Here is a 22,075-nt window from a genome sequence, read left to right as displayed (position 1 = left end):
ACTAATTTCATTAAAAAAATAAAAATCATGAAAAATGCCAAATTAATCTTGCTTATCACAACAATGATGTTGTTGGGAATTTATAACGCTAATGCGCAACAAGAAAATCCTCAAACAGTAATCATTCGAACTATAGAGTCCGCAAAGACAGGCGCAACAAATTCGAGTATGATGATAATTACTCCAAATGGAGACAAAAAAGTTGTTCCATTATCAGGACACAATTTTAGCAACTATTCTGAAAAAACATTAGAGAATAGTGTAATTATACAGCAAGAAATCACAAAATGGCAAAAAGAAGGATTTCGTATAATTAGTTTTTCAACAGATGGGGGAGACATCTATGCACGAGCTTTTATTATCCTAACGAAGGAGTAGTTCAAAAAATACAAGCTTGCAGAAATGAAGTTTAATCAAAATCTAATAACCACCAAACAATCACAACATGTCTAACACCAATGGCACATCTGCAATAATAGCTCCCTCGGGCGGGGGAGCTCAAAGCGGTCTGGGAGAAAAATTCTCTCCGGACTTATTCACAGGAACCGGAAATTTTAGTGTTCCCATAGCTGTTCCTTCAGGCAGGAATGGCATGCAACCTAACTTATCTTTAGGATACAGTACCGGAAACGGGAACGGTGTCTTTGGGCTGGGCTGGGCATTGGGAATTCCCGGAATTACTCGTAAAACTAGCAAGGGAATTCCGGTTTATGATGACCGGAAGGATGTTTTCATTCTGTCAGGAGCAGAGGATCTGGTTCCTGTAAAACATGAAAAAGAAACTGTTGAGGAAGAAGGAACTTCAGTCAATTGGGAGCGCACATACTATCGTCCGCGCACTGAAGGCTTGTTTGCCCGTATTGTTCACCACAAAAAAAGTAGTGGCAAAAATTACTGGGAAGTAAAAAGTAAAGATGGTTTGATCACCTATTACGGTAGTCCGGATCTTCCGTTCAGAGAAGCTTCGTTTGTGATTGCGAACCCAGAAAACCGGAATGCTATTTTTGGATGGACTCTGAGCAAAACGGTCGATCCTTTTGGAAATGAAGTCATTTACGAATATGAGCGAGAATTGCTTCTTTCAGATAGCAAAGCACAACCTCATAGCTCCGACCAGTTATACCTTTCTTCCATCAAATACAATCAGTACTATGAGGAAGATATAAAAAAACACCTGTGTGAAGTGCGTTTTGAATACGAGGAACGCCCGGATGCTTTTTCAATATATCGTCAAGGGTTCGAGACTCGAACTACCAAACGCTGCAAGTCTGTTTCAACATACACACATGCTGACGAAACCCGCAAAGTAAAGACTTACCATTTCAATTACATGGAAGGGCTTCCTTTGAATGGAATTTCTCTATTGAAGAACTTAAGTGTAGAAGGTCACAAAGGAGCAGAAAGTGAATGGATGCCGCCATTGGAATTCGGTTATTCCACTTTCAAGCCTTCCATTCGTGGACTGGATGAAATAAAAGGTCCTATTCCTTCTCTTTCATTGGCACAATCCGGATATGAATTGGTCGATGTGACAGGAAACGGACTTCCGGATTTGCTGCAAATGGATGGAACGGGATCACGTTATTGGCCCAACAAAGGAAAGGGTGTTTTTGCTTCTCCTAAAACAATCCCGGTTTCTCCTTCTATTCAACTGGGGAATGCTGGTGTTCAGCTGATCGATGCGAACGGAGATGGGCGCAGTGATTTATTAGTTGTCAATGATAATCAGGCAGGTTATTTTTCCGGAAGTTTCAATGACGTTTGGGATAAAAAGAATTACCGTTCCTATTCCAAAAAACCTTCATTCAGTTTAACGGATCCGGAAGTGCAACTCATTGATTTGGATGGAGATGGAATTACAGATGTATTGCGTAACGGAGCCAAGTTTGAATGTTTTCTGAATGACCCGGAAAAAGGATTTGACCAATTGCGTCTTGCAGACAAAACCTTTGCGGATTTCAGTTTTGCAGATCCACGCGTTCGTTTCGCAGATATGACTGGGGATGGATTACAAGATATTGTACTCATTTCATCCGGAAGAGTGCAGTATTGGCCGAACCTGGGCTATGGACGTTTCGGTAAAATTGTCAATATGACTAATGCACCACGTTTCCCGGAACAATTCAATCCGAAGCAAATATTATTGGGAGATTTGGATGGTGACGGACAAGCTGACATTGCATTTGTAGAAAATAATCAAGTTACTCTGTATGTAAATCAAAGTGGAAACTCTTTTTCACAAGGAGTGAAAATCATGGGGACTCCGGCTGTACATCAGGCAGAAAGTCTGCGCATTGCAGATATCATGGGAACCGGTCAGGCCGGAATTGTATGGAGTCAGATTGTTACAACCGGAACAAAAGGAAGAATGTTCTTCCTGGATTTCACTGGCGGAAATAAGCCCTACTTGCTGGAAGAAATGAACAACAATATGGGAAGTGTTACGCGTGTTGCATACGGTTCTTCCATCGAACATTTTTTGAGAGACGATCAGGATCCACAAACACGTTGGAAAACACAATTGCCTTTTCCGGTACAGGTAGTGAATCGCACGGAAGTTCATGACCTCCTCTCCGGTGGAAAGCTGGTAACCGAATATTCCTATCACAATGGTTACTGGGATGGAGCAGAACGAGAATTCAGGGGCTTTGCCCAGGTTGATTCACGGGATACGGAATCGTTCGAACGTTTTACTACGGCATCCTCGGATGGGACTGAGAATAACTTAAACAGTCCGGGAAACCTGATTGCAGAATATTACTCTCCACCTGTGGAAACCAAAAGCTGGTTTCATTTGGGGCCTGTAGGCCCGGATTATACCCGCTGGGAAGAACTGGATTTTGCATATCAATATTGGCAAGGAGACAGTAATGTCCTTCAGCGAACGACAGAAACTAAAAACCTATTGAGTTCCTTGCCCAGAAGAGCCAGACGAGATGCTATTCGGACTCTAAGAGGAACTTTGTTGCGATCAGAACTCTATGGTCGTGACGGATCGGTACTAGAGAATATTCCATACACCATTACGGAAAGTTTGATGGGAATTCGAACTGAGTTTGATCCGTTGTATACATCCCAACAGCTAGGAGAACAATATGTATTTTTCTCCTTTAGTTTAGCTGGAAGAACCAGTCAATACGAGCGTGGAAACGATCCAATGCACCAATTTACCTTCACAAAAGATTACGATGCTTATGGAAATCCGGGAGGGCAGTTAAGTGCGGGACTTCCACGTGGGGCAACTCCACTCGGAGGCGGAAACGGAGACTACCTGGGTACTTACGGCATCAGCGAATTCATTTACAAAGACATTCCGAACGGGCAATACATGGCGGACCGGGTAAAAAAATCGACTTCATACGATGCTACTAAATCCGCAACAAACCTGAATATTTTTGGGTACAAAGACCTTGTTTTCAATAGTAACACATTGCCTGTAATAGGCTGTTCCCTGAATTTTTACGATGGGGAAGCTTTTGAAGGCTTACCTTACGGACAAATCGGGAATTATGGTTTATCCGTGAGGAGTGAAACGCTTGTCTTGACAGAGGAAATTATAGAAACTGTATATGGTATAGATACTCCTGAATGTTTTAAAGTTACTCCTGATTGGAGTAGTACAAATGGTTATCCTACTACTTTTGAAGAATTGCTGCAAAATGGAGATCAGCGTTTAGGGTACAAAGACCGCAGAAGTGGTTATCCAAATCATAAGGAGGGATGGTATGCGGAAAATGGACGCATTAAGTATGATTGGCAGGATAGTGAGATAGAATATCCTGTTGGATTGGTTATGGAGAATAAAGATGTATTTGACAATCTTTCCACAATTGAATACGATTCGTATCAATTTCTTCCTGTAAGGGCAAAACAATGGTTCAGTACAACAGGTTATCTAGAAGTAAGATCGGAATATGATTACCGGATTCTTCAAACTAATAAGATAACCGATTTAAATGACAACAGCTCCGTTTTTGATTTTTCACCGCTTGGATTACTATGCGCTACGGCATTAATAGGTAAAGGTACAGAAGGAGATTATAAAAGTAATTCAGGAGATTTTTACGAGCGTTTCTCTCCATCTGTACAGATGGAATATGACTTCTTTGCATTTAAGAACCAAGGAAATCCCATTTGGGTAAAAACCATCTTAAGAGAAGAACATTACCAACAAAATCCTAATAGTTTGACCATTGTTAAGGTGGATTACTCAGATGGCTTTGGAAGGTTGTTGCAGACAAGAACTCAAGCTGAAGATGTGATTTTTGGAAATCAAATCTTTGGATCTTCAGGATTATTAGCGAATCAAAATACTGTGAATGCTCCTGCTATAGGTGTTGAAAGGGGTGAAAACGATCCGCTAAACGTAGTAGTAAGTGGTTGGAGTATTTACAATAATAAGGGGAAAATCGTGGAACAATACGAACCTTTCTTTGATAAAGATTTTGATTATTCATTACCTCAATTAAGTACTACGGGAGGGACAATTATGCCACAAATGGGAGTGAAAATTAAAATGTATTATGATTCATGGGCAAGATTGATCAAAGTAGTAAATCCTGATAATAGCGAACAACGGGTGATTTATGGCGTTCCTAACTCGCTAGATTTCCCTGACAACTTTACACCTACTCCATGGGAAAATTACACATATGATGGAAACGATTTAGCCCCATTGACTAATCCGACAATAAATATCCCTCAAAATAATTGGTTTACCCCGTCTAGTAATTTGGTAGACACATTTGGAAGAACTGTCAAAACCACGGAGCACAAATCGCATTATAATCCAGAGACGGAAATGTATGAAGATGTTTTGATGTACTATCAATATGATATTCGAAGCAATTTACTAGAAGTGCGTGACTCCTATAATAGAAAAGTGTTCGAACATATTTATGATCTGCGACCAGTTAGGAAAGATAGTTTTATTCCACCACTTTGGACAAAACACATTGACAGCGGAAAAAACATCTTAGTTTTTGATACGACAGGAAAAGTCATTGAAGGAAAAGATGCCAAGGGAGCTCGAATACTCTCGGTTTATGATCCTTTATATCGGCCAATTTTTGGTTGGTCAAAAAACAATGGGATAAGTTCTTTTCGTTTAAGTACTCAGATAATTTATGGTGAAGAATCAATTTCACCAAAAACAAATAATCTCCTTGGACAAGTATGGCAACAATATGACGAAAGCGGAAAAATAGAAAATGTAGCATTCGATTTTAAAGGCAACTTACTTTCTAAAAAACAGCAAGTAATTAGTAGTGTTGTATTGAAAACTGCATTGAATAATTATGAAACGTACTTAATCGATTGGACCGGATTGCCAACTATTTTAGATATAAAAATCTTTGAAACGAGTAATACCTTTGATGCATTGAATAGAGTAATAAAAATTTCTTTGCCAGAGAATGTAAATAATGAACGTAAAGAAATAACACCGACATATAACCGTGGAGGAACACTTGCAAAAGTAAGTTACGATGGAATAGAATACGTAGAAAATATTGTCTATAATGCAAAGGGAGAACGATTACTTGTAGCTTTTGGCAATAACGTTATGACAAGATATTCCTATGATTATAACACTTTTCGCTTATTACGTCAACGAAGTGAGAAATATGTTAAATCCCACATTGGAAATCTTATCACTTATGAGCCACAAAGTGGATCGAATAAACAAGATGACGGTTTCAATTTTGATTTGGTTGGAAATATTCTTAAGATACTTCATAGGGTAAACGATTGTGGCATTACAGGAAGTATATTGGGGAGTAATTCTTTAGATAGGAATTTTGAATATGATCCTCTTTATCGAGTTGTTTCTGCTGACGGACGAGAGAGTGATACCCAGCACGAAAATGATTACCTGTACAGTTATGCGCCTACTCCTGGAACTCCTAATGCAAATAACGTTCGTAATTATACTCGAAAATATACTTATGACAAATTAGGAAATATACAACAAGTAAAACAATTGGGAACGAACGGTTTTACTCGAAATTTTACATATAACGAAGGGTATAACTCTTTACAAAAAGTAGAAACTTTAGCTCCTTCATTGATAGAAGACTTCACCTATGATTCCTGTGGGAATCAAATCACTGCAGGAACTACCCGAAATTATATTTGGAATGCAGGAAATCAATTAATAGCATATTACAATCAAGCAGGGAGCTCCGATCCTACGATATTTGTACAATATGATTATTCCGGAATGAACCGAGTGAGTAAGTTAGTTCGTACAGGAACAAGTACTAATCCAATTTACGAGCGTACTATATATATTGATGGTCTTTTTGAGTATTGCATTCTGGAAAACGGGACTGTTTATGAGAAAAATTATGTCCATCTGACGGATGACAATTCGCGTGTTGCGATAATTCGAATAGGAGATTTGTTTCCTGATGATATCTCTGCTGATATTATATATAATCTGGAAGATCAAATTAGGAGTTCTACGGTACGCCTTGATGTTTATGGAACTATCATCGATAAGGAAGAATATTATCCTTTTGGTGATAGTTCTTTAAGAACATTTACTAAAAAACGATACCATTACGTAGGTAGAGAAAAAGATCTCGAAAGTGGGTTGTATTATTACGGGGCGAGGTATTACGCAGCATGGACTTGTAGATTTATCAGTGTGGATCCGTTATCTTCAAAATATGCACACCTTAGCCCCTATAATTATTCTGATAACAACCCAATTAATGACTATGATATTGATGGTATGCAGAATAATAACTCAAAAAATAGCGAACAAGGAAAGAATGGTGGGGAAACTGTCATTCAATCTACTCCTATGGAGGGTCAGAGAAACTTCACTGATAAAAATGCCGACCGGAATGAAATGTTAAAATTGCCAACTGAGGGAATGAAAGAAAATAATATTGTTGAGTTTATTTATACTAATAAAGATAATTCCCAACTGGTATCCAGATATCATTTCAGAAATGGTGATAAATGGGAGAAAGATGTTTCCGGAACCTCAGCTTCAGGACGCTTTGGACACTATTATATGGGTACCTATGTGTATACTTCCGAAGTCTCATCATTAAAGAAGAATGAAGATGCTAATCCTAAAAGTGGAGAGCATTCAACTGGAGATGGTTCATCAGATGTACCGCCGAATGGGCCACCAGATGTACCTGGAAATCCGCCACCAACAGGAGGCGGAATCAAAAGACCTCCTAAACCACCAAAAACTCCTATTTTACCTCCACCTCAACCGTGTTATGAGGATCAAACGAGACCAGTTGATATTAATGCACAGTTTAACGCTGATACATGGACTTTAACTAATAGAAAATCCACATATGGTTGGGCTAAAGGATTAGCAAAAACTATGTTACATAATCCAGGTTCTACATTAGTATTAATTTATAATTTGAATTTCGCTGAAAACGATCCAAAGATTTGGAATATGATTAATCCGGTTTCTAAGGTAAAAAATAGAGAAATGGGGTTGAATCGAGCGCAAGAACTTAAACGAATGTTGATGGGATTAGGAGTTCCATCGTCGAGAATATCGACAATTCGAGGTAGTTTAACTGCTGCTAAAAGTGTTACGGGTGAATTGATTAATAAAGTTAGGATAAAATGTCCATAAAAATGGCATGATTTTATAATAGTAATAATTATGAAAAAGAGGAAACCAAGCTATTTAATGATTTTTATTTTATTTTCGATCTCAAGCATTTCCTTGGTAGATGGTAATCAATTACCTAAAAAACAACTAAGTAAAGGTGCTGATGTGATTTTTTGGGATCCTAAAATAAAATTAACCTGGGATGATTTTCAAGGAAAGCCCGACGAGAAAAGCAAATACAAAGCTTCTACGTACACTATCATAGATAGTAAGGTTAATACTCGTTGTGATAGTATAGTTGATTATGATTTTGTATGTTCTTTTGGAAAAAAAGAATCGTGGAAAAAAATAACGACGACAAATCTTTTAAAACACGAACAATTGCATTTTGATATTGCAGAATTAGCTACTAGAAAATTAAGAAAGGAATTTTTAGATTACAAGTTCACTTCTTTAGACAGCATTAATCCAATGATAAATAGAATATTTGAAAAAGCCGTGTTAACAAGAAGAACTCTTAATAATCAGTATGATAAAGAAACAAATCATGGACTTGTTTCTGAAAAACAAAAACTTTGGGAAATAAAAATTGCTAAGGAATTAACAGAATTAGAACGATATTCGAAGACCAGGGTGGTTATTAAGCGGGTTAGATCTAAAAAATAGGATTTCAGAGTCTATCAGTTGATTGCTACATAAATTTTAGTGATCAAGAAATATTCAGATTAAATGAAAAATCAGATCCATTTGGATCTGATTTTTCATTTTTGTCTACACTTTTCCAAATAATCATAAATCTTAGAAGCCAGCAAATCAATTTTCCGGTTTGACAGGCTTGAGTATAGCTTTAGCACCGGCTTTGATAGTTCCATGTATTTCTCAAAGATTTCATCTACATCTTTCCGATTCTCCAGGTCCATGATTTCGAAAATGATAGAACTAATATCCAATTGGTAATCGTCTGCGCGAACCTGCACTTTTTGAAGTGAATGAATCATTTTCCAGTTAATCAAATCCTGCTTGATCAGATTAATGATAATGGTTTCATTACAAATGAATGTCTTTCGGGTTTCTATTGGTGCGTGTGGTAGTGTTTCCATTTGGAGAAGGTTTAATTTCCCGCTCAGCACCAAAACGGGGGTTGATAAAACAAGCAGGCGTGGTGCTCAGCTTACTGTCCTCAAGGTATCGCCAAACACCCGACACACAATAAACCAAAGACAACCACGCCCGTTTCCAGGAGTGGTTAGTCTATCAGTTCTTGCGTGTCTTAATTTTGGCGATTTTGAGGGCAAGACCTAATAGCTAACGCTACTCTTAATATTTTAGAAGTACCTTCTTTGAATTCTATCTCTCCAAAGGTACTATTATTTCATAGTACTAATTCATATCGAAATATAGAACAAGTTATATCCAATAGGATATTAGTTAACTTTTAATTAGTGTAAAAATACATTAACATTTCATTTTACACAAATATATTTTTGTTATACGATTTTTTATAGGCGAATTACATAATCAAATCAATTGATTTGGAAGCTATATTTTTGATGTAAAAGGATATTTTCTTTACGTATTCAAAAATTAAAATGGCCAAAAAAGCAATTAATAGGATAAAAGTAGTTCTGGTGGAACAAGGAAGAACTAATAAATGGTTGGCAGATAAGATCGGAAAGAACACTACAACTGTTTCCCGGTGGTGTACGAACGATATGCAGCCTTCTTTGGAAACTTTGTTATTGATTGCAGATACTTTGAAGGTAGATGTTAGAGAACTGCTTCACTCCACAAAGTAATAATCTTAAATAGATTGATTCAAACCTACATATGAAAAGCGAATCGTCCATAATTTTTTAACATCAGCGCAATCGAACTCTTGTTAGTCATAAAATACTCTTCCAGTGAATAGTATTTGCTAGTATCAGGAACTACCGCATTTTCATCGATCTCAACAAATAGCTCAGGTAATTCTTTATCATCAACGATTTCAGTCTTTGATATCACATAACGAAGTCCCATTCTAAAAGCATCAATTTCACAATCAGGAATTAGCATCGAATTGATTATTTCATTATACACACCACTACCGTCAGGTGAAGTAAATAGCTTTAAACGAGGCGTAATTCCGATGGATTTAATTTCACCTCTATAGATTTCAACTTTATTCTCATCTATGTAATCTACAATGAGGTGAAACAATGGAAGGTAATTGGAATCTCCTTTTATTAATGTAAAATAGAATGCTTTAATAATGGAGTCAGGATTATAGACATCAACAATTACTCTGTATTTATCCTTTTTGCTTTCCAAATCACTAAATATACGGTCGATAAACTCAGCCCAATGGGGAGTGTGAACTAAGCAATGTTGACATTCTAATCGAATTTCCTTTAACCTTTCTTTTTGAGTTGATTCTGAAAAACCAACAAATTTATTTGGATTGTTGCCATCATGCCCCTTTAACTCTTTAATGAGCAATTCGTCAGTGTATCTTGGGTCCGTTTTAAAAATACCATAACGATTGATTGATGAAATTTTCCAGCCTTGAGTACTTATGACACTTTCAAACTTTTCAGCATATCCTGCTTCGATGTCATCTACATAGTGTGTCATTTCAAGAGACATTATCAACACTTCTTCCAGATAGTTTAGGTATTCAAACTCATTTTCGAACTCTTCTTCTTCCATATCTAAATGACTCTCTCCGTCTAAGAGAGCAATCGACTGTAATAACTCTTTCTTGGTTACCCTTTGGAGGGCAGCATTTATAGCATAAGGAAAAATTATTTCTTTTCTGTCAGGTGCATCCAGATTCACCAATACGTAATCTGAAGTATTAGCAAGTTGCAGTTTTTGGTCCAAAATTTTATGAGCTTCCTGGCGTTTGTCTTCTGAACGAAACAGATACATTATTTGTGATGGCATGAACTTCCTAGCAAAGAACTTGGAGGAGATTGGTGCTATTTCCTCTTTGTGTTCGGGTATTTTTGTTTGTTCATTAATATTAATCTGAAAACCTTTGATAGAAAAAGGAGAATCAACACATAAACTGGAAAATGCTTGAATGATTTCATCCCAATGGGTAGAAACAATGATAATCCGGATTTCACTATTGCGGGCATTGTACCTGTTCTTGATGAGTTGAGCGTATTTAAGGACTTCTGTAAAAGTCTGCCTGGCCGCAGAGTCGGACCAATTTCAACTATGACGAAGTTATTGTAGATGTCACTACACAATATATCTATAAAACCACTTGTCCCTATTTCATCCGGGAGGTAATGTTCTTTCTCTACCACCTTTAATCCCTCTTCAATGAAATCAGGATTCTCGACCATGTAATCTCGTATGATGTGCTCGATTTTCATGAGTACTTTTTTTCAGTGAGTATTTATAAGTGGATATTTTGGCTGATAACAAATTACGATTTTATATATAAGTTGCCAACCACTCGGGCTTGTTCAACATTTCTCTTAGAAATGGTGCTTTTAAAAATTTTCGGTCATCATACTTATCAAAGGTATAATCTTCAATTGCATCGTTTAATATTTCTTGATAAGACATACTTTGCTTCCGTTCTTCATTTCTTCTAAATCGATTGGCCAAAATTCTCAACTCAGTTTTACTAAATTGTCGAACTTCTTCGTTATATCTTGTATTAATTTCAAATAACCAGTTCCACGTATCAACTTTATCAACATCATTATTAAAGCCTATTGCAACTTCTGGTTCTTTTAATTCTAAATAGTTTGTAGAACCCAAATCATTTATCTCAATGCTAATTTCAAACTCATTTTCTAAAGGCACGAAAGGATAAAATGATATTCTTCTATTTTCAAATGGGTTCTTAGTCGATTTACACTTCTTATTACATTTACTGCACAAAGGAGGTAAATTTTTGAAGTTCACTGATGCGAAGGGATAGTCGGCTTTGGGTAAATAATGATCATTATCTTCCCGATAATGAGATTCAGCACTTTCAATGGGTGTCAAACCACAACAAGGACAGAACTTGTAGTGACCGCTATTTTCAATTAGCTTGTTGTAATAATCTAATTTTTCTTTGGTATTGATCAATTCATTATAAAAACGAACCAATAATGGCTTCATTTTTTGTTCAACGATAGAATTTAATGTATTCAGCTCAATGGGTCTTGATAAACCTTCACACAATGATTCAATATCATTATTAATAAAAAAAGCTTTGCGAATTGCGGCTCTTTCATCTTCAGATAATCCCTTACAGATTTCGTAAATTTCGTCTACTGCCGTCTTTACCCAATCTCTTGCTAAATAGATAACCTCGAAATCTTCTGATAGTAAATCTTGACAATTTTTTTCATTTACCGCATTACACCAAACATTACAAATCAAATGTTGGACATGAGTTTGGTAAAGGAAAACGTTATGATTGTCCAATGGTTTATAAGTTCTTAGCATCCGGATTATCTTTAAGTTTCTTATTAAGCTGAGATAATACCATATCTTTTTCTATGGATTCTCCAAATTTTCTCAATTTGGTCTTCGCATTTGCAATTTCTTCAGAGGTAGTTATTTCGTCAATGTTTATTTTTTCAATTTCTGAATAAGATAAATCTCCAATTGATTGAGTGTAATTAAAAAGCTTGTCTAGTACTAATTCAACAGATGTTCCGTATGTATTAAAGGCATTATCAAGTTCCGAAACTTTTTTAGCTGTAGTTTTACCCTCCTCATCTTTCTCAAATAAAATTACATTGTCTGGCAAACAATCAGATATGATGAAAGGAGAATGAGAAGTTAATAACACATCTTTTAATAAATGTACATTGAAATCATTCCCTTTGTTTCCAGCCTCAATGCTATCATTTAATACTTTTACAAATTTAGCCCTCCAGCTCGGATTGAAATGGGTTTCTGGTTCATCTAACAACAATAAAGTCCGTCTATCTTTAAGAAGTAAACAGATTCCAATCGTGTGTATGAATTGATGTTCTCCATCAGAAAAACTTCTCAGTAACAAATCTTTTTGCTCCCCAGTTTTCTTTAATTCTTTAGTGATGTAAAAATCTAAAAAATGAAATATATCCTGAGATGGACTCGGAACCGGTAATTTACCATCCGTGTAAATACCTTTAGATTGGTAAACATCTGCTTTGGTTTTTTCGTCGATGATATAATTATTTAACTCATAAAGTAGACGAAATAAGTGAAAGCATTTTAATGCATTGTTATTAAAATGATTTCTAAAAGCTGCTTTTGTTGCATCGTTTACGTAGAAATCTAAGTATAATGTATCGGTTTTATAATCCAAAAACCAAGAAGTAGCACATTCTTTTAAATCTTTTAATTCTCTATATTCAAGGAAATCTATTATTGGTTGTTTTTTTGTATTACCTCTAGAGTCTTCAAACTCAAATTCGTGCAGGTGAATGCTCATCCTAAAGCTCCTTAAACCCAAAATACCTGTATTATCTACAGATCTAAGAGGTGCCAAAGTTTCATCATCTTCAAACAGCAAGCAAGTTAATAGTACAGCTTGACTCATATTATTGTCAATATAAATCAAACTATTCTCTGCTTCCTGGTATTCACTATAATTATCTCTAACCGCTTGCAAATACTCGTCTAAATGAATTAGACGGCTTTTTATAAATGGTAAACTTAAAATTTCATTTTCTCCTGACGAATATCCAATGATATGAGCAGGTAAATATGTTTTTCCTTCCGCAGCGGATTCTTTACCTTTTGAAGGTACTAGTGAAACCTCTCTTCTTTCAGCTGATTCATCGAAAGGAAATGATTGGATGAACATTTGTGGTTCTTTACCCTCTTCTTTAATAATCGTCACTTTATCAAAGTAATAAAGGGCATAATATTTTCTATTATGTTGACCGATTAAATATTCTAAAGTAAAAGCATCCGGTGTGCAATCTGTTCTTCTAAAGTTCTCAGGATTTTTAATACTCTGAGGTAAATATCGTGCCACACAAACCTCTAAATGATAAAAGATATTGGCCAAAGCCTCTAATACATTAGATTTACCGCTTCCGTTTAAACCTGCAAAACAAAATGGGCGAAAGTATTCCATCGCTTCAGTATTAGCCAAAGAATGAAAGTTTATTTCAAAGCCTTGTTGGAGACTTCGAAATCCATCTTTGTTTTCTATTTTTAATCGGAGTAATTTCATTAAATAGTCAGTTTTACACGTTTCGAATTATCATCAAATACTTGTTTAATTCTATTCTCTTTTAGAAGCTCAAATACGAATTCTTTTGCTTTATCATAAAGTCTTTGATCGTAAAACCGGTTGTTGTTTAGCTCATCTTTATCCAATCTTTCCAATAATAAATTTATAGTCTCTTGATTACTATTTTGTTTAAAGAATGAATAATCATTTTCTAACAACATTTCCAAATCTACAGCTGTATTAAAATCTAATTCACCTTTGAAAAGTAAATATGATAACACGTCAAATAATTTCTGAAGTTCGTGTTTAGAATTAATGATGTTATTGATTGCCTTAATACTTTGTTTATAGATTAGCTCAAATCTATTTTGAAGTTCAATTGGTGCCTCTTTTATTTTTAATTCTTTTATTAGAGTTAAGTTAAGACCATTCATTACAGCCCCTCTTTCTCTAATTCTTAATTGTCCTGTAATGTAAGGATTAGAATGAATTGAAAATGCTAAATAGTATGGATTACATCTATTTTCATTTAATGTAATGGCAGCCAAATGTTTAGTATTTATAGTAGTCCCTATATTTTCAGGAATAACTGCTGATTTACCAACTGTTCCCATAATCGTAATTATAACATCCCTCGGGAAAACTTGGAAATTCTTGAATTCATTAAAATCCTCTATTGAAATAAATCTTTTTTTCTTCCACTTAAAAGTATTTTCAACAGCATTATCAATTCCCAAAACAGCTATTTCTCCTTCTTCTTTAAATCTTTCATGCTTTAATCTACTTCCAAAAGGTCCAGTTCTAAAACTCTTTTTATTCTTTCCTAATTCCACTATTGACACCTCTTGCCAGTAATTGAAATTTGGGTTTTTTTCGCCAAACATTTCAAGAAATATAGATTTGAGAAACTCATTATACAACATTAGTATTTTATCTCTCTTTTCTAACAAACTTTTTGCTTTATCCAATAACGCAACTATCCTATTCTGTGTCTCAATTTCTGGCAGATCAATTTTCATTTTTTCTACTATGGAAAGTGAGATATTTTTTAGTGTTGCTCCTTTACTTTGAAAAGAAAGGTATTCTTGATTATGATCTAGCCAAAATTTCAAATAGTTAATATTTAATACTTCATAATTTTTGGGTTGGATACCTAATATTGCTTGATTTGTAGATGCATCTACTCCGAGGATGGCTGTTTTCCCAACAGATCCATACATCGCCAATAACAAAGTTCCTTTAGGAAAAATTCTGTTATTGATTTCCTTTAATCCTTCTTCTGTTAAATTTTGGTCTGTTTCATAAATAACGTCATTAACAGAATTTTTAAAATCAGAAATAGTCACCCATGGTATATTTCCTCCATAAAAAATAGGGCTACTCTTTTTTGGAGTGCCACCACTTTTCATTTCGCAGATATCTTTAAGTAGAACTTCCATTATCTAATCATGTTTTGTAGTTCTTCCATTTCCTTTCGAATAATATCCTCTAATTGAAGAATAGCTTCCAATATTTCCTTTGGTGGATCATAATTCTGTTCTTTGTATTCAAATTGTTTATAACGATTATAGCTTAAGTCAAATTCATTAGCTTCAATCTCATCAATAGGGACATAAAAATGAGTAAGCCTTTCAATTGGAGTGTTTATTTGTTTTTGATTAAATGCGTCTCTGGCAATTGGAAGGGGGTTGTCAGATAACTTTCTTCTATTGTCATCTAAGCTGTAGCCGTCATTTTTCAACTCATAGAACCAGACTCTTTTAGTATTAAAGACATTGCTGTTTTCTTTCATTTTAGAGAAGACCAAAATAGAAGTTTTAACGCCTGCATAAGGTTTGAATACTCCACTTGGTAAAGAAATTACTGCTTCTATAGCATTATCCTTTAGCAAGACTTCTCTTGTGGCTTTTTGATTTTTGTTCGCACTAAATAAAACTCCTTCAGGAATAATTACTGCAGCTTTGCCTCCTTTCCGAAGCATTTTGGAAATACGAATTAAGAATAGTAATTCACTTTGAGTTCCATAATTTTTGAGTTTATCACTGACGCCTTCTTTGTTAATTCTTCCCGTAAATGGTGGATTGGCAAGAATGATTGAATATTCCCCATCCTTATGTTGTGCATCATATAGCTTAGATAAAGAATCCAGATTTTCAATTTGCGGAATTTTTATTCCGTGAAGCATCAAATTCATTAAGCCAATACGTACCATGTTTTGGTCGATGTCGAAACCAAAAAAGGTATTACTATCCAACTTATTCCAGATTTTTTGATCAGTTATTTCCTCTCCACCATTTCTTTTAAAACGATTTAATCCGTTTTCGTCCTCTACAATATTTGATGCTTTTGTATTTTTCGTAAGTATGTGTTGATAGGCTCCTAGTAAAAATCCACCTGTACCACAAGCAGGATCACAAATCTTATCATTCAAACCTGGATCTATCAGTTCACACATGAATTGAATGATATGTCTTGGAGTTCTAAACTGACCATTTTTACCTGAAGTACCAATCTCATTAATTAGATATTCATAAACATCTCCCTGAGTATCTTGAAATTGTTGTCCTTCCCCTTGTTGCTTTTTAATATCTTCAAAAATGCTATTTATATCATCGATAGCCTCCTTCAGCAATGTTGCACTGTTGATTCCGAAAACAGCATTTTGCATATGTCTAGAGTAAGGCTGACTGGGATCATTTAAACCTTTTATAAAAGGAAATGCTTTTTTACTTACTACCTCTAATATTTCATCCGCATTTTCTAAAACAGAAAAACTTGACCAACGACATTCGTTTGCACTTTCTGTAAGAATTTTACCATTCTTACCATTCAAAGGTTTACCATTAATATCAATCTTTTCTCTGATAAAAATGGTCTTATATCCCTTGTTTCCTTTTTGGGCTTCTTTATCCGCATCATCTATTCGACGCAAAAAGAGTAAATATGAAATCTGTTCAATTGCCGTAATTGGATTGGTAATTCCTCTACTCCAAAATTTATCCCAAAGCTTATTTATTTTTGACTTTAAATCGTTTGATAACATATTTCTATATCCTTTCTAAAATTATTTTTTATCGCACTAAATCGAAACAAAATTTATTCTGAATATCTTGCTGTCAAGCTAAGCATTTTTTAAATGCTGTTCATCCACAAAAACCGACCAATCTATAAGTTACCTATTCAAACAAGATAATCAAAGACCGTTATTTTTCAGTAAATAGTTACTAGAATTAAATTTTAACCCTTATTGCAAAAATAAACTTATATCCGGGATGCGATTCTAAATCTTAAACACATTATTGAATGGCAATTTTTGTGATATTGCTTTGAGCAATAAAAACAAATAAATACAGATAATTACGCAACCATTCAATGGTGTTTTTAGAAAATAAAGGAAAATCCCCGCAAATGGATTTTCAAGTAGTTTTTAATCGTAACCCCTGTAATTTATAAGCGATTATTTCGTTACTTGAAGTATAATCAAACTTCCATGGAAAATCATCCTCCTTCCGACCAAATTGAGCAAAGAACGTCCCATTATCTGCAACAATTCCAGTCCACCTATTCGGAACTACAGAATGGGATCAAGAGAGTTGAAAATCCACTCCAATTTACGCGTGATTCTATTGAACGTCAAATGGCGCAAATCCCGGGTTTGTCTCACTTATTTCAATCCTTAAAGAGATTACACGATTATCATTTGCAATTATTCGGCACCTGGACATTTGAGCAGTTTAACGAGCAATTCGAAGCGCTTAAGGAACAAAGCAATCAGGATCTTGAAGCAGCGTTACTGGCATTGACATCGGGAAGTCCTCGCGTTTACGATGCACTTCCGGCATATTACAGGGATTTACTGAGTTCCAATCATACCCTTACTGAAATTGTTTCGGATGAACAAAAGGTGTTGAATATGTCAGCTGAGGATCTGTTCGAACTATTGGCCTATCACCAGGCGTTGGTACTATTCAAAGCAGAACTGGATGAAAAGGAACAAACCATCCGTTTAAAATCTTCCGTGCCTAAGCCAAAATTTGGATTTACCCGTTCACAACAGACACTCGTATTTCATTACTTGCTTACTGCTTCCGGGGTTCGCCCACGGGCAGGAGCGAATATATCGGATTGTGCCATGCTTTTACATCAATTGTTAGGGCTTCCGGTAAATGATATCGCCAATTCCGATATTTACAAAAAGCTAAAACGACCCATTGATCATTCCAGTCCTTCAAAAATGATTCAAAACCTGCTTTTGATTCGTCCTTTTTTTGATGCTTTGCCCCATAAACCCATCGTCGATTTGATTGATAAGGATTTAAACCTGCTGCTCAACAGCCAGCAAAAAGGCTGAAATTCATTTTATTCTTCAATCTGGGTACACCCGGATCTGCCCCCACCGCTTGTAGGCATCGTAACTTTGTGCATGAAAGCAGGGATGAATCCCGATTAATAACACAAAAAGAAAAACGATGAAAACAAGTGGAAGAATAGAACGGATGGAGTTGTTGGATGACGATGAGTTCTCCCTGGATGAGATTCCGAAAAAAGACAAGAAGAAAAAAAAGAAAAAAGCAGAGAAGCGGAAAGAACCTGGTTCTTCATCCATCAAACAATTGCTTGCCGGATTCAATGAACGACCAACCAAAAACAATGTCCAAAATACCTTGTTGAAGCTGGTTGCCGATATTGCCGGTGTTGGTTTGGGAACTGCATTAAGCGCTTCATTGGGGAAAATTGCTCCGGCTGCTGCTATTGCATTGATGGGAGCAGGACATTACATCGGCGACGAATCCGGACTTTTGCGTGTAGTTGGGGCAAGTACACTTGCACATAGCGTAGCTAAATCCAAAGAGTACCGCAAGAACCCTGAAATGACTATTGCGGACAGATTGAAAGACGTGAAGGACGGTTGGTTGTATGCCACATTGCTAAAGCATTACCAGGAAGAAGAGCAATCTACTAGCAACAAGATTGCTGAAGTGAATCCGGAACAGATGACAACAAATGAAAGCGTTGAGGGGATGGATTGGGGTGAAGATGAATCGGACTCAGATCAGGAAGCTTCGGAATTCGATTCTACTCCATTGAATAATGCAAGGAAAAACAAATCGTCTTACTCCGAAGCCTGGAACGAACCGATTCAGGATAACTTGGAATCAATACCTAAAGAACGGGCGTTTTTCTCCGATCAACCGGACCGGAATCCGTGGGAGGATGAACTGCCTGACACGTCTCTTTTATAATCGTTTGAATCATGGAAAGCAGACAGCCTTACAACACCGAAATCATTCAACGCCTTTACGAGCAGTTGTGCTTTTTACAGAAACAAGGAAACAGCAGAGATTACGAAATTCGCCTGGATCGCCTGACCGTAATACCCCGAACCAATAATACGGATGTGTTTTACAGCTATGAAGCGTGTTTGGGAGAATGGACACAAGAATTGAGTATTTGGATCTACAAAGGTTCGTCCCGTGTGGCAGATAAGTATGCCTTTGTTTTAAGAGAACCGGAAACCGAAAAAGGAGGCTACACCCAAATACAAGTAGATGCATTAATCGCACGAACCAAACGGGATTATGCCCAGGGAATGGAAATGTCCGAACTGAGAAGTAAAATAAAAAGACAGAAAAGAACCATCAAGCAATTGCGGAATGCTCTTGAAGCGAAAGAAAAGGATACTTCCGGACAAGTTGCAGGTTTGATCAGCAGTTTGAGCAAAACCTCGCTTTTGGACGGCGTTTTAAACACAAAGGATCACCAGGAACAAACCGAGAAACCAGTTCCAGATTCGGAATCCATCAACGGATTGGACACATCGCAACTGATCGCTGTATTTGCACAGTACCAAAAGAAACTTGGTAACGCAGATTTCCAGGCTGTTTTGGGAACTGCCATGACACTTGCGCAAAATCCAAAGTTGATTGCACCGGTTCGTGAATTCATTCAACAACAAACAGACAATGAAAGCAAAGAAATCTAAAACAGTCGTATTGCTTACCTGTAAACAAGCGGTAGACTTTTTACAGATCACATCCCCCACGCTTCGCAAATGGACCAAAGAGGGATTACTAAAAGCGTACAGCTTGGGAGGACGGATTTATTACAAACAGCACGAGATAATAGACGCCCTCCAGGCAATTGATTAACAAGCGATCAGCCGTTTAAAAGAACCTTCGACCTGTATAAAACAGGTTTATTCGGAGGTTTTAACAAAAATTAGCATTAATTGGCCCCTAAAGGGTTCACCACCACCAAAATATCTCGTAATATGGTCACGGATTTAATAGCGAACATCCGCAAAGAACTCACCAAAATCAAGAGTTTCACAAAAAATCGTGTTGGAAAAATGAATGCCGAAAGCCTCAAATCGTATCCGGGATTTGAGAACATGAGTATCGAATTAAGACAACAATTTTTAGAAACCATGCGGGAGTTATGTAGAATAGCTCTTATGCACCTTAGTAATGGAAAGAAAAATGAACAAGTCACTAGAATCGTTTGCAGCGTTAACCGCAAAAGCGCTGCCAGCTCAAAGAAGAAGTAACGGAGCAGTCATATACACCCGTGTTTCCACGAAAGAACAGGCCGAGAACAACGGTAGTTTGGAGACACAAAAGAAGTATTGCGATATGTATGCAGACCGCCGAGGTATTCAAGTCATCGAATACTTCGGAGGAACTCACGAATCTGCACGAACCGACGAACGAAAAGAGTTTCAGCGGATGCTTGAATTCGTCAAGCGTCGAAAAGATGTCAGCTTTATCATCGTGTATTCTTATGATCGCTTGTCTCGCTCAGGGATGAGTGCGTCTGTAGTGCTTGAAAAACTTAAAAAGGAAGGTGTGTATGCGCTTTCTGCAACTCAAGAAGTAGATGCTTCTACTTCTTCCGGTACATTTCAGCAAGATCTGTTTCTGCTTTTCTCGAAGTTCGACAACGACCTGCGTCGGGATAAAACAGTTGGAGGAATGCAGGACAAGTTGAGAAACGGGTTCATTGTAGGAGCCGTTCCATTTGGTTACACCAACACAAATCCCGGGCGAGGAAAAGACCCGGTATTGGTTATCAACGAAGATGGTAAATTGCTCCGCAAAGCCTTTATGCTGAAATATAAGTATGATTGGGATAACGTAAGGATTTGTAACGAGCTTCGTAAGGAAGGATTTCGGAAAGATCGAAAGAGCCTTCATGACTACTTACGGAATCCGGTTTACTGCGGGGTAATTGTTTCATCGTTAATTCCGGGCGAAGCTATCGAAGCCAAACATCCACCGATTATTTCCAAAGAGATTTTCAAGCATATCAATCAAATCCTGGATGAACGTCGTAAGAAAGGATTACATTATGATTCTTATAAGGAAGAATTGCCCTTAAAAGGTTTTGTGAAGTCTGCAACGAATGAAACGAACCTTACGGGATACCTCGTCAAATCAAGAAATAACCGGCCTTACTATAAAAACAATGTCAACGGGACAAAAGAGAATGTCAGCGGAGAGAAACTGCACAACCTATTCATAGATTTATTAGGAGCGTATACACTTGCTGATCCTAAATTCATTGAACCGATGAATGCAATACTTTTGGAATCATTCGACGAATTGACCGAAGAAAGTAAATCCGCTACCGCCAATCTGGAAAACCAATTGATCAAGCTCGAAGCCGATCTGAAAAAAGTGAAACGACGACATGCACTTGGCGAAATTGACAAAGAAGTTTACGAGGAATTTAAAGCCGAGGTTGAGGAAGAAATCAACCAAATCGGTGAGTCTCTTTCCAAAAGCACTTTTAAATTATCGAACATTGAAAAAACGATCAGAAAAGCAATCGAGATCGCTCTGGATCTCCCTAAAATGTGGACTTCCGGAGATATTGATACTAAGAAGCGTATTCAAAAAATGTTGTTTCCAAGCGGTTTGGTGTATGACTTCAAAAAAGGCGAGTATCGAACATCGAGAGTAAATGTCTTCTTTCAGAAAATCTCAGCAATGGCGGGGGTTTCGGAAGGTGCAAAAATAACGAAGGGCATCAGAAATGATGCCCTGTCGTTCGGTGTAGCGGGGACACGACTCGAACGTGCGACCTTCGGGTTATGAGCCCGACGAGCTACCAACTGCTCCACCCCGCAATATATCTTTAAAATGATTTTTTGCTATTTCAATTGCTAACAGTCGTTTCCGTTAGTGGACTGCAAAGATACGCACTTTTTATCGTTATGCAAGCTTTTTAGGGAAAACTTTTCTTTTTTTCTTAGTAGAAGACGCTTTTCCTTCAGAACGAGGAAAAACGAATATCAATTTTTTGATGGTACAGGA

General features: G+C 36.7%; 16 protein-coding genes and 1 tRNA gene. 9 read left to right on the top strand and 8 right to left on the bottom strand.

All coding sequences use genetic code 11. The features are described from left to right. Positions 1-27: 27 nt before the first annotated feature. The 3 genes from ABDW02_RS11720 (at position 28) to ABDW02_RS11710 (ending at position 8,260) form a co-directional block, all read left to right on the top strand. A complete protein-coding gene (locus ABDW02_RS11720) occupies positions 28-378 on the top strand; it encodes a hypothetical protein (protein WP_343634743.1) in 351 nt (116 codons plus the stop codon). A 67-nt stretch (positions 379-445) separates the two neighbouring features. Continuing rightward, positions 446-7,615 (top strand): SpvB/TcaC N-terminal domain-containing protein, encoded by a 7,170-nt coding sequence (locus tag ABDW02_RS11715; RefSeq protein WP_343634742.1) that lies wholly within the window; start codon positions 446-448, stop codon positions 7,613-7,615. A 30-nt stretch (positions 7,616-7,645) separates the two neighbouring features. Then, positions 7,646-8,260, top strand: a complete 615-nt coding sequence (locus ABDW02_RS11710) for a DUF922 domain-containing protein (protein ID WP_343634741.1) — start codon at positions 7,646-7,648, stop codon at positions 8,258-8,260. Positions 8,261-8,355: 95 nt separating this feature from the next. Here ABDW02_RS11710 and ABDW02_RS11705 read toward each other — a convergent pair whose 3' ends face one another. Next, positions 8,356-8,694 (bottom strand): hypothetical protein, encoded by a 339-nt coding sequence (locus ABDW02_RS11705; protein WP_343634740.1) that lies wholly within the window; start codon positions 8,692-8,694, stop codon positions 8,356-8,358. Positions 8,695-9,183: 489 nt separating this feature from the next. On the opposite strand from ABDW02_RS11705, the gene ABDW02_RS11700 reads away from it, so the two are divergent. After that, positions 9,184-9,390: a helix-turn-helix transcriptional regulator gene (locus ABDW02_RS11700; RefSeq protein ID WP_343634739.1), complete on the top strand. Its 207-nt coding sequence runs from the start codon at positions 9,184-9,186 to the stop codon at positions 9,388-9,390. A 25-nt stretch (positions 9,391-9,415) separates the two neighbouring features. Here ABDW02_RS11700 and ABDW02_RS11695 read toward each other — a convergent pair whose 3' ends face one another. From ABDW02_RS11695 to ABDW02_RS11670, 6 genes are all read right to left on the bottom strand, one after another. After that, positions 9,416-10,519: a hypothetical protein gene (locus tag ABDW02_RS11695; RefSeq protein WP_343634738.1), complete on the bottom strand. Its 1,104-nt coding sequence runs from the start codon at positions 10,517-10,519 to the stop codon at positions 9,416-9,418. A gap of 35 nt (positions 10,520-10,554) precedes the next feature. After that, positions 10,555-10,959, bottom strand: coding sequence for an endonuclease NucS domain-containing protein (locus ABDW02_RS11690; RefSeq protein ID WP_343634737.1), 405 nt, complete (start codon positions 10,957-10,959; stop codon positions 10,555-10,557). A 61-nt stretch (positions 10,960-11,020) separates the two neighbouring features. After that, a complete protein-coding gene (locus ABDW02_RS11685; protein WP_343634736.1) occupies positions 11,021-12,031 on the bottom strand; it encodes a hypothetical protein in 1,011 nt (336 codons plus the stop codon). After that, entirely contained in the window at positions 12,015-13,760 is a 1,746-nt protein-coding gene (locus ABDW02_RS11680) for a restriction system-associated AAA family ATPase (protein WP_343634735.1), read from the bottom strand. Before ABDW02_RS11680 ends, ABDW02_RS11685 begins: the two co-directional genes overlap by 17 nt. Then, positions 13,760-15,199: a restriction endonuclease subunit S gene (locus ABDW02_RS11675; RefSeq protein WP_343634734.1), complete on the bottom strand. Its 1,440-nt coding sequence runs from the start codon at positions 15,197-15,199 to the stop codon at positions 13,760-13,762. The genes ABDW02_RS11680 and ABDW02_RS11675 overlap by 1 nt, the downstream gene beginning before the upstream one ends. Continuing rightward, positions 15,199-16,803 carry a class I SAM-dependent DNA methyltransferase gene (locus tag ABDW02_RS11670; protein WP_343634733.1) on the bottom strand — a complete coding sequence of 535 codons (1,605 nt, stop codon included), beginning with the start codon at positions 16,801-16,803 and terminating at the stop codon, positions 15,199-15,201. The genes ABDW02_RS11675 and ABDW02_RS11670 overlap by 1 nt, the downstream gene beginning before the upstream one ends. Before the next feature lie 447 nt (positions 16,804-17,250). Between ABDW02_RS11670 and ABDW02_RS11665 the strand changes: the two genes are divergently transcribed. The 5 genes from ABDW02_RS11665 to ABDW02_RS11645 all read left to right on the top strand — a co-directional run bounded on the left by ABDW02_RS11665 (position 17,251) and on the right by ABDW02_RS11645 (position 20,307). Next, on the top strand, positions 17,251-18,111 hold the full coding sequence (locus ABDW02_RS11665) for a hypothetical protein (RefSeq protein WP_343634732.1): 861 nt from the start codon (positions 17,251-17,253) through the stop codon (positions 18,109-18,111). 118 nt (positions 18,112-18,229) lie between these two features. Continuing rightward, a complete protein-coding gene (locus ABDW02_RS11660) occupies positions 18,230-19,003 on the top strand; it encodes a hypothetical protein (protein ID WP_343634731.1) in 774 nt (257 codons plus the stop codon). 11 nt (positions 19,004-19,014) lie between these two features. Then, complete coding sequence (locus ABDW02_RS11655; RefSeq protein ID WP_343634730.1) at positions 19,015-19,743, top strand: hypothetical protein; 729 nt, start codon at positions 19,015-19,017, stop codon at positions 19,741-19,743. Next, positions 19,724-19,909, top strand: a complete 186-nt coding sequence (locus tag ABDW02_RS11650) for a helix-turn-helix domain-containing protein (protein ID WP_343634729.1) — start codon at positions 19,724-19,726, stop codon at positions 19,907-19,909. The genes ABDW02_RS11655 and ABDW02_RS11650 overlap by 20 nt, the downstream gene beginning before the upstream one ends. Positions 19,910-20,031: 122 nt before the next feature. Further along, complete coding sequence (locus ABDW02_RS11645) at positions 20,032-20,307, top strand: hypothetical protein (protein ID WP_343634728.1); 276 nt, start codon at positions 20,032-20,034, stop codon at positions 20,305-20,307. A 1,508-nt stretch (positions 20,308-21,815) separates the two neighbouring features. On the opposite strand, the gene ABDW02_RS11640 is transcribed toward ABDW02_RS11645, so the two are convergent. After that, positions 21,816-21,888, bottom strand: a tRNA-Met gene (locus ABDW02_RS11640). Positions 21,889-22,075 lie beyond the last annotated feature (187 nt).

This window comes from Fluviicola sp. (genome assembly GCF_039596395.1).
Lineage (GTDB): Bacteria > Bacteroidota > Bacteroidia > Flavobacteriales_D > Crocinitomicaceae > Fluviicola.
The sequence above is the reverse complement of the archived record's forward strand: the minus strand, read 5'-3'. Positions and strand labels throughout refer to the sequence as shown.

Bases quoted from the DNA above. Each gene is read 5' to 3' on its own strand.
- ABDW02_RS11710 (WP_343634741.1), top strand. From the start codon at position 7,646: ATGAAAAAGAGGAAACCAAGCTATTTAATGATTTTTATTTTATTTTCG.
- ABDW02_RS11670 (WP_343634733.1), bottom strand. From the start codon at position 16,803: ATGTTATCAAACGATTTAAAGTCAAAAATAAATAAGCTTTGGGATAAA.
- ABDW02_RS11675 (WP_343634734.1), bottom strand. From the start codon at position 15,199: ATGGAAGTTCTACTTAAAGATATCTGCGAAATGAAAAGTGGTGGCACT.
- ABDW02_RS11695 (WP_343634738.1), bottom strand. From the start codon at position 10,519: ATGCCATCACAAATAATGTATCTGTTTCGTTCAGAAGACAAACGCCAG.
- ABDW02_RS11705 (WP_343634740.1), bottom strand. From the start codon at position 8,694: ATGGAAACACTACCACACGCACCAATAGAAACCCGAAAGACATTCATT.
- ABDW02_RS11700 (WP_343634739.1), top strand. From the start codon at position 9,184: ATGGCCAAAAAAGCAATTAATAGGATAAAAGTAGTTCTGGTGGAACAA.
- ABDW02_RS11645 (WP_343634728.1), top strand. From the start codon at position 20,032: ATGGTCACGGATTTAATAGCGAACATCCGCAAAGAACTCACCAAAATC.
- ABDW02_RS11720 (WP_343634743.1), top strand. From the start codon at position 28: ATGAAAAATGCCAAATTAATCTTGCTTATCACAACAATGATGTTGTTG.
- ABDW02_RS11715 (WP_343634742.1), top strand. From the start codon at position 446: ATGTCTAACACCAATGGCACATCTGCAATAATAGCTCCCTCGGGCGGG.
- ABDW02_RS11680 (WP_343634735.1), bottom strand. From the start codon at position 13,760: ATGAAATTACTCCGATTAAAAATAGAAAACAAAGATGGATTTCGAAGT.
- ABDW02_RS11685 (WP_343634736.1), bottom strand. From the start codon at position 12,031: ATGCTAAGAACTTATAAACCATTGGACAATCATAACGTTTTCCTTTAC.
- ABDW02_RS11660 (WP_343634731.1), top strand. From the start codon at position 18,230: ATGAAAACAAGTGGAAGAATAGAACGGATGGAGTTGTTGGATGACGAT.
- ABDW02_RS11690 (WP_343634737.1), bottom strand. From the start codon at position 10,959: ATGAAAATCGAGCACATCATACGAGATTACATGGTCGAGAATCCTGAT.
- ABDW02_RS11655 (WP_343634730.1), top strand. From the start codon at position 19,015: ATGGAAAGCAGACAGCCTTACAACACCGAAATCATTCAACGCCTTTAC.
- ABDW02_RS11650 (WP_343634729.1), top strand. From the start codon at position 19,724: ATGAAAGCAAAGAAATCTAAAACAGTCGTATTGCTTACCTGTAAACAA.
- ABDW02_RS11665 (WP_343634732.1), top strand. From the start codon at position 17,251: ATGGAAAATCATCCTCCTTCCGACCAAATTGAGCAAAGAACGTCCCAT.